The sequence below is a fragment of the Roseomonas sp. 18066 genome, assembly GCF_902706185.1.
Classification (GTDB): domain Bacteria; phylum Pseudomonadota; class Alphaproteobacteria; order Acetobacterales; family Acetobacteraceae; genus Pseudoroseomonas.
Genome location: NZ_CACSJM010000217.1, coordinates 1 through 7,804 on the forward strand (window position 1 = coordinate 1; position 7,804 = coordinate 7,804).

7 protein-coding genes, 1 tRNA gene and 1 pseudogene are annotated in these 7,804 nt (G+C 70.5%); 7 read left to right on the forward strand and 2 right to left on the reverse strand.

Annotated features, from left to right (window positions below):
* Together GVN67_RS26970 and GVN67_RS26975 are read right to left on the reverse strand one after the other, a co-directional pair.
* Positions 1-1,651, reverse strand: a 1,651-nt coding sequence (locus GVN67_RS26970; RefSeq protein ID WP_304621476.1) for a calcium-binding protein, incomplete at its 3' end; no start/stop codon positions are given.
* 556 nt (positions 1,652-2,207) lie between these two features.
* Positions 2,208-2,297: transfer RNA gene (locus tag GVN67_RS26975), tRNA-Ser, on the reverse strand.
* A gap of 227 nt (positions 2,298-2,524) precedes the next feature.
* Between GVN67_RS26975 and rplU the strand changes: the two genes are divergently transcribed.
* The 7 genes and pseudogenes from rplU to GVN67_RS27010 all read left to right on the forward strand — a co-directional run.
* Entirely contained in the window at positions 2,525-2,842 is a 318-nt protein-coding gene (gene rplU, locus GVN67_RS26980; RefSeq protein WP_160000410.1) for a 50S ribosomal protein L21, read from the forward strand.
* Positions 2,843-2,884: 42 nt separating this feature from the next.
* The gene (gene rpmA, locus GVN67_RS26985; protein ID WP_160000411.1) at positions 2,885-3,154 is read left to right on the forward strand and encodes a 50S ribosomal protein L27; all 270 of its coding nucleotides are present in this window, start codon (positions 2,885-2,887) and stop codon (positions 3,152-3,154) included.
* A 101-nt stretch (positions 3,155-3,255) separates the two neighbouring features.
* Positions 3,256-4,266 (forward strand): GTPase ObgE, encoded by a 1,011-nt coding sequence (gene obgE, locus GVN67_RS26990; RefSeq protein ID WP_160000412.1) that lies wholly within the window; start codon positions 3,256-3,258, stop codon positions 4,264-4,266.
* Positions 4,267-4,268: 2 nt separating this feature from the next.
* Positions 4,269-5,387, forward strand: coding sequence for a glutamate 5-kinase (proB, locus tag GVN67_RS26995; protein WP_408906366.1), 1,119 nt, complete (start codon positions 4,269-4,271; stop codon positions 5,385-5,387).
* 28 nt (positions 5,388-5,415) lie between these two features.
* Positions 5,416-6,669 carry a glutamate-5-semialdehyde dehydrogenase gene (locus GVN67_RS27000; protein WP_160000414.1) on the forward strand — a complete coding sequence of 418 codons (1,254 nt, stop codon included), beginning with the start codon at positions 5,416-5,418 and terminating at the stop codon, positions 6,667-6,669.
* A gap of 19 nt (positions 6,670-6,688) precedes the next feature.
* Positions 6,689-7,345: a nicotinate-nucleotide adenylyltransferase gene (locus GVN67_RS27005; protein ID WP_160000415.1), complete on the forward strand. Its 657-nt coding sequence runs from the start codon at positions 6,689-6,691 to the stop codon at positions 7,343-7,345.
* Positions 7,346-7,594: 249 nt separating this feature from the next.
* Positions 7,595-7,804 (forward strand): annotated as a pseudogene (locus tag GVN67_RS27010) (hypothetical protein); the annotation flags it as partial.

Genomic DNA, 7,804 nt, shown 5'->3' on the forward strand with positions numbered 1-7,804 from the left:
CGATCAGCACGTCGTCGCCGAAGCCGCCATCGAGGACGTCGTCGCCGTCGCGGCCCTCGAGGACGTTGTCGACGCCTTCGTAGTAGCCCTCGCCCGCGGTCACGTCACCGATCACCCAGTCGTCGCCAGAGCCGGCGACGACGCGCTCGATATTGGTGAACTTGTGGCCGGCGGCGATGCCGTCGCTGGGCACCGAGCCGTCGAGCGAGATGGTCAGGCCGTCCTGGGCCTCGGGCGTCTCGTCGTAATAGACGGTGTCGAAGCCTTCGCCGCCATCGATCTCGATCGCGCCGGCGCCCATGTCGAAGTAGTCGTTGTTGCTGGTCGCGATGATCTTCTCGATGCCGGAGAAGTCGTCGTCCTCGTCGGTGTCGTCGCCATGCTTGCGCACGGTGCCGTCCATCAGATCGACATGGATGTGGAAATCGTCGTCCGCATCGTTGAGCGAGGCGTAGTTCAGCGTGTCGAAGCCAGTGCCGCCGCTGATGGTGTCGTCGCCGAGGCTGGCATGGATGGTGTCGTCGCCAGCGCCGCCCTCGATGGTGTCGTCGCCCAGGCCGCCGGTCAGGATGTCGTCGCCATCATTGCCGCGCAGCGTCAGGTCGGTCTCGCTGGTGCCGCCGGTGATGGTGTCGGCCCGCGCCGAGCCCTCGACGATCTCGAAGCCGCTGACACTATAGGCCAGGCTGCCGGAGAGCGGCGGCGCATAGGCGGAATTCGCGAAGTCGATCCGGACGCTGCCGGCGCCGAGATCGACGTCCAGGCTGGCGCCGGCGCCCTGGCCGTTGCGCTGCGGCAGGGCGTCGAGGGTGCGGCCGTCGATGGCGTCGCCGCCGCCCGCGCTGCCGATGATCACCTCGATCTCGACCGCCGAGTCGATGCCGTTTTCCAGGCCCTTGTCGATGGTCACTCGGGCCTCGCCGCCGGAGGTCACCTCGCCCAGGCCGAAGGCGACGGGGCCGCCGGCGCTGGTATAGTCGAGGGTGTCGACGCCCAGGCCACCCTTGATGGTGTCGCTGCCGCTCAGCGTGCCGATGATGGTGTCGTTGCCGGCGCCGCCATCGATGGTGTCGTTGCCGGCGCCGCCGTCGATGATGTCGTCGCCGCCATTGCCGTCGATGACATCGTCGCCGGCATAGGTCGAGATTCTGTTCGCGGCGGCGTTGCCGGTCACCTTGTCGGCGAAGACCGTCGTCGTGACGTGCTCGAAACCGTCGATCGAGATGATGGTGGCAGCCAGCGGCCCGGCGATCGGCCGGTTGTTGTAGGTGCCCATCAGCTTAATCAGACCTGTCGTGAGGTCGATATTGGCACCGAGCGCCGCCCCGTCGGGCTGGTTCAGCAGAGGCGTGCTGACCGTGTCGTTCAGACCGCTCGTCGCGGTGATCTTGTCGACATTGATCAGCGTGTCCTCGCCGACGGCGGCGCCACCGACGCCGTACTTCTCGACGATGGCCTTCGCCGAGACGCTGTTGGTCTGGAACGTGACCTCGGCCGTCAGCGTGACCCGGTCGAAAGTCGCCCCGTAGACCGCGACATCGTTGCCGGTGCCGCCGTTGAAGCTGTCGTTGCCGAGGCTTCCGTTGAAGGTGTCGTTCGAGCCCGCCCCGGGGATGACATCGTCACCATCGGTACCATTGACAGCAGCCATTTTGACCTCTCCGCGGTGTAATTTTCCCGGGAATTACACAGGTCGAAACGATGTCACAATATCAATGTTAAGACGGGATTGACAAAAATACGCAGGTTTGTAAGCAAACGGTTAATAAAATGAGGAACGGGCGCAGAATGGAAAAGCAAATCCTCCTCGGCTAACATAAGATAACTATTAATGTTTCCAGGACGTCGGCGCTATCGACAGGCTGAGAGGCCTCCAGCACTTCCAGGCTGTCGCGGGATGTCGCCCCTGTCATGATCGCGCGGCCCGCAGCGCAGCTCCGCCGACGCCAGGCCAGGCCGCGCGGCGGCGGCACCATCGGCGCTCAGCCTTCAGGCGCCAGCGCCCCGCCTGACCGCGAACCGCTCGGCGATCCTGCCGGGGGCCAGGCCACGGGGCCCGGCAGTCCTTATGATGAAGCGGCGTTGCGCCCGCCCCTGGCCGGCAGGCCAGGGGCAGCCACGCGGGTCCCTGGCGACCGCCACGGGAATGCGCGCAGCGCCGCAGGGGGCGCAAAGGCGCCCGGCCGCATGCTACAGGGACAGGGAAATGGCGGAGAGGGTGGGATTCGAACCCACGGTAGGCTTGCACCTACTTCGGTTTTCGAGACCGACGCGATCGACCACTCTGCCACCTCTCCGCGGTGCCGCTGGTCGTCGAGCGGCCGGGGTATAGAGGGGCTTGGCGCCGAGCGCAACGCGCTGTTTCGGGGAAAAAGTGCGAATCCCCCCTCGAGCGTTGACTCCCTGAACCCCCGGGCGCTATACGGCCGACCTCTCGACGATGCCTGTGGCGTCGCCGATGGCCGTTCTCGGCCACGTTGTTTTTTGAATCAGGCCAGCACGGCAGAGCTTTCAGGGCGCCCCAATGACCTACGCAGTGATCCGCACCGGCGGCAAGCAGTACCGCGTCACCCCGAACGCCGTGCTGATCGTCGAGAAGCTTGAGGCCGAAGCCGGCCAGACCGTGACCTTCCAGGACGTCCTGGCGATCTCCGGCGAGGCCGGGCTGACGATCGGCGCCCCCATCGTGGTCGGCGCCACCGTCACCGCCACGGTGCTGGAGCACAAGAAGGGCGACAAGGTCATCATCTTCAAGAAGCGCCGCCGGCAGAACAGCCGCCGCAAGAATGGCCACCGCCAGCCCCAGACGGTGCTGCGCATTTCCGCCATCGCCGCGGCCTGATCGCCCGCTTCCGAACGACGATAGACGTAGGAGACACTCCTCATGGCACATAAAAAGGCTGGCGGTTCTTCCCGCAACGGTCGCGACTCCGCGGGCAAGCGCCTCGGCGTCAAGAAGTTTGGCGGCGAGCATGTGCTGGCCGGCAACATCATCGTGACGCAGCGCGGCACGAAGATGGTCCCGGGCACCAACGTGCTGGTGGGCCGCACCCATTCCATCCACGCCGCGGTCGAGGGCAAGGTGAAGTTCACCCGCCGCGCCGAGGGCCGCGTCCACGTTTCCGTGGAGCCGTTGCCGCTGGCCGCCGAGTAACCCTCGCGCGCCTTCGCGACCGATAGACCGCGAACGGGGGCCGCAAGGCCCCCGTTTTCGTTTGTCGCCCCCCCTGCCATTTCCCCCGGATCCTGACTGCCATGAAGTTCCTCGACGAAGCCAAGATCTGGGTGAAGGCCGGCGATGGCGGTGACGGCGTCATCGCCTTCCGGCGCGAGAAGTATATGGAATATGGCGGCCCGGATGGCGGCAATGGCGGCCGGGGCGGCGATATCCTGGTGCAGGCCGTGGCCGGGCTGAACACCCTGATCGACTACCGCTACGCCCAGCATTTCAAGGCGCGCAAGGGCGGCAACGGCGCCGGCTCCGACCGCACCGGGGCGGGCTCGGACGATGTCACGCTGAAGGTGCCGGTCGGCACCGTCATCCTGGCCGAGGACAAGGAGACGGTCCTCGCCGACATGGTCGAGGAGGGGCAGCGCGCCACCATCTGCACCGGCGGCGATGGCGGCCATGGCAACGCGCATTTCAAGAGCTCGACCAACCGCGCCCCGCGCCGCGCCGACAAGGGCTATCCGGGCGAGGAGCGCTGGCTCTGGCTGCGGCTGAAGCTGATCGCCGATGCCGGGCTGGTCGGCCTGCCCAATGCCGGCAAGTCGACCTTCCTGTCGGTCTCCAGCGCCGCGCGGCCGAAGATCGCCGACTATCCCTTCACCACGCTGACGCCGCAGCTCGGCGTGGTGCGGCTGAACGCGACCGAGGAATTCGTCCTTGCCGACATCCCCGGGCTGATCGAGGGCGCGGCCGAGGGCGCCGGCCTCGGCACCCGCTTCCTCGGCCATGTCGAGCGCTGCGCCGTGCTGCTGCACCTGATCGACGGCAGCCAGCCCGACCCGGTCCGCGCCTATGAGACGGTGCGCACCGAGCTCGAGGAATATGGCGGCGGGCTGATCGGCAAGCCGGAGATCATCGCGCTGAACAAGCTGGACGCCATGACGCCGCAGGCCAAGGCCAGCCGCGTCAAGGCGCTGGAGCGCGCCACCGGCCGCGAGGTGCGGCTGATCAGCGGCGCCACCCAGGAGGGCGTCCCCGGCGTGCTGCGCGAGCTGGCCGACACCATCTACCGCCAGCGCGAAGGCCAGACCGCGTGAGCCTGCCGCCGCCTTCGCTGGCCACCACCCGCCGCCTCGTCGTCAAGATCGGCTCGGCCCTGGTGGTCGACCCGGAGACGGCGGCGCCCCGGGAAGACTGGATCTCGTCGGTCGCCGCCGATGTGGCGGTGCTGCGGGCGCGGGGCGTGGAGGTGGTGCTGGTCTCCTCCGGCGCCATCGCGCTCGCCCGCCGCTCGCTGGGCCTGGTCAAGCGCAAGCTGCGGCTGGAAGAAAAGCAGGCGGCGGCGGCGGTCGGGCAGATCCGCCTGGCCGGCGCCTGGCAGACGGCGCTGTCGCATCACGGCCTGACCGCCGCCCAGCTGCTGCTGACGCTGGAGGACAGCGAGGACCGCCGCCGCTACCTCAATGCCCGCGCGACGCTCGGCACCCTGCTCGACCTCGGCTGCGTCCCGGTGATCAACGAGAACGACACGGTGGCCACCGCCGAGATCCGCTTCGGCGACAATGACCGCCTGGCCGCCCGCGTCGCCGAGATGATCCATGCCGATGCGCTGGTGCTGCTGTCGGATATCGACGGCCTCTACACCGCCGATCCGCGCCGCGACCACGAGGCGATGCATCTGCCGGTGGTGGAGCGGATGACCGACACGATCATGGCCATGGGGGGCGAGCCGCCGCCGGGCTATTCCTCGGGCGGCATGCGCACCAAGCTGATCGCGGCGAAGATCGCCACCGGCGCCGGCTGCGCCATGGCCATCGCGCTGGGCACCCGCGCCAATCCGCTGCAGGCGCTGGAAGATGGCGCCCGTTGCTCCTGGTTCCTGCCGGCGCCCGAGGGCCGCACCTCGCGCAAGCAGTGGATCGCCGGCTCGCTGGCGCCGCTCGGCGTGCTGCGGGTCGATGCCGGGGCGGCGCGCGCGCTGCGCGACGGGCGCTCTCTCCTCCCTGCCGGCGTCCGCGCGGTGGAAGGAGAATTCGGCCGCGGCGACCCGGTGGCCGTGCGCGACGAGGCCGGCACCGAGCTGGCCCGTGGCCTGTCCGCCTATGATGCCGAGGCCGCGCGCGCCATCGCCGGCCGCCGCTCCGAGGAGATCGAGGCCATCCTCGGCTGGCGCGGCCGCGACGAGCTGATCCACCGCGACGACCTGGTCCTGCTGTAAGCTTCCTTCCGTCGAGAAAGCGCATCCCGTGAACCTCATCGCCGATCCGATCGCCGCCCTTGCCAGCCCCGCCCGCGCCGCGGCGGGCCAGCTCGCGCGCGCCGACCGACCGTCGAAGGACCGGGCTTTGCTGGCCGCCGCCGCCAGCCTGCGCGCGAAGGCGGGAACCATCCTGGCCGCCAACGCCGCCGACCTGGCGGCGGCGACCGGCCTGACCGGCTCCTTCCTCGACCGGCTGACGCTGAACCCGGCCCGCGTCGAGGCCATGGCGGTGGGGCTGGAGGAGATCGCCGCCCTGCCCGATCCCGTCGGCCGCGTGCTGTCGGAATGGACCCGCCCCAACGGGCTGGTGATCCGCCGCGTGGCGCAGCCGCTCGGCGTCATCGGCATGATCTATGAGAGCCGGCCCAACGTCACCGCGGACGCCGCCGGCCTCTGCCTGAAGGCGGGCTCGGCGGTGATCCTGCGCGGCGGCAGCGAGGGCGCCCGCTCGGCCGCCGCCATCCATGCCTGCATCCTGGACGGGCTGCGCGCGGCTGGCCTGCCGGAAGGCGCCGTGCAGATCGCCCCCACCCAGGACCGCGCCTTCGTCGGCGCCATGCTGCGCGCGGCAGGTCTGATCGACCTGATCATCCCGCGCGGCGGCAAGGGTCTCGTCACCCGGGTGATGGAGGAGGCGCGGGTGCCGGTCCTCGCCCATGCCGAGGGCCTCTGCCACACCTATATCCATGCCAGCGCCGACCCGGAAATGGCGCGGGCCATCCTGGCGAACGCCAAGATGCGCCGCACCGGCGTCTGCGGCGCCACCGAGACGCTGCTGATCGATGCGGCGATCGCGCCGTCGCTGCTGCCGCTGCTGGTGGCCGATCTGGCGGCGCTGGGCTGCAGCTTCCGCGCCGATGCCCGGGCCCTCGCCTTGATGCCGGCCCTGCCGCCGGCGACCGAGGCCGATTTCTCCACCGAATGGCTCGACGCCATCCTGTCGGTGAAAGTGGTCGACGGGGTCGACGAGGCCCTGGCGCATATCCGCCGCCATGGCAGCGAGCACACCGAATGCATCGTCGCCGAGGATTCGGCCGCCGCGGAAGCCTTCCTGAACGGGATCGATTCGGCGGTCGGGCTGTGGAATGCCTCGACGCAGTTCTGCGACGGCGGCGAGTTCGGCTTCGGCGCCGAGATCGGCATCGCCACCGGCCGGCTGCATGCGCGCGGCCCGGTCGGGCTGGAGCAGCTCTGCACCTATCGCTACCGCATCACCGGCACCGGCCAGACCCGGCCCTGACGCCCTGCGCCACGCCTCGATGAAAACGGCCACAAAAACGGGGCGCTGGGGCGACCGGCGGCGGGCGCGCATCGGCCTGCTCGGTGGCAGCTTCAACCCGGCCCATGACGGCCACCGCCATGTCGCGCTGCGGGCGCTGAAGGCGCTGCGGCTGGACCAGGTCTGGCTGCTGGTCTCGCCGGGCAATCCGCTGAAGCCGCGCGCCGGCATGGCGCCCTTCGCCGAGCGCCTGGAATCGGCGGCGGCGATCGCCGACGGCGTCCGCCTGCTGGCCAGCGACATCGAGGCCGCCATCGGCCAGCGCTACAGCGCGCGCACGCTGAAGCGGCTGCAGCAATTGTTCCCACGCGTTCGATTCGTCTGGATCATCGGCGCCGACAACCTGTGGCAATTGCCGAAATGGCGCGACTGGCGGCGGCTGGCGGCGCGCACCCCGCTGGCCGTGCTGCCGCGCCCGGGCTGGACCCGCCGCGCCCTGCACGGCGCCGCCGCCGCCCGGCTGCGCCGCCATCGCCGCGACGCCGGCGCGCTGCTGGCGGCAGGGCCGCCGGGCTGGAGCCTGGTCGCCGCGCCGGAACACCCGGCCAGCGCCACCGCGCTGCGCCAGGCCGCCCAGCGGGAGGGCCGGAAAGGACCGCCGCTTGCTGCCGCGCCGGAACAATTGCAGCCACGCTGAGCTCCCGCGCATTTTCGGTGCTGGCCCCGGGGCCTCGGATGGCGTCATACACCGCCCCAGAAGCCACACCGCGCCCAACCCTCGCAGGCCCGCGCAGGTCCTGCCACCAAAGCCCCACAGGAGGCCGCCATCGCCCGCAACCCGAAGACCCCCGAACAGGCTCGCCGCAAGAGCACCACGGCGACGCGCCCGTCCACCGAGCCCCGCAAGCCCGGCAAGGCGCAGCCGGCGCTGAAGCAGCCGACCCGCGTGGCGCCGACCAAGCCGCGCGCCGAAGCCGCGGCGAAGCCGAAGCCGGCCGCCAAGCCGACCCGCAGCGCCGCCCCGCGCAGCAGCAGCCGCGACGCCGAGGCCCGTCCGAGCCGCGCCGCCGCCGCGCCCACCCGCGCGCCCCGCAGCAGCGACGCCAGGCCCGCCCGCAGCGCTGCCCCGCGCAGCAGCAGCCGCGACGCCGAGGCC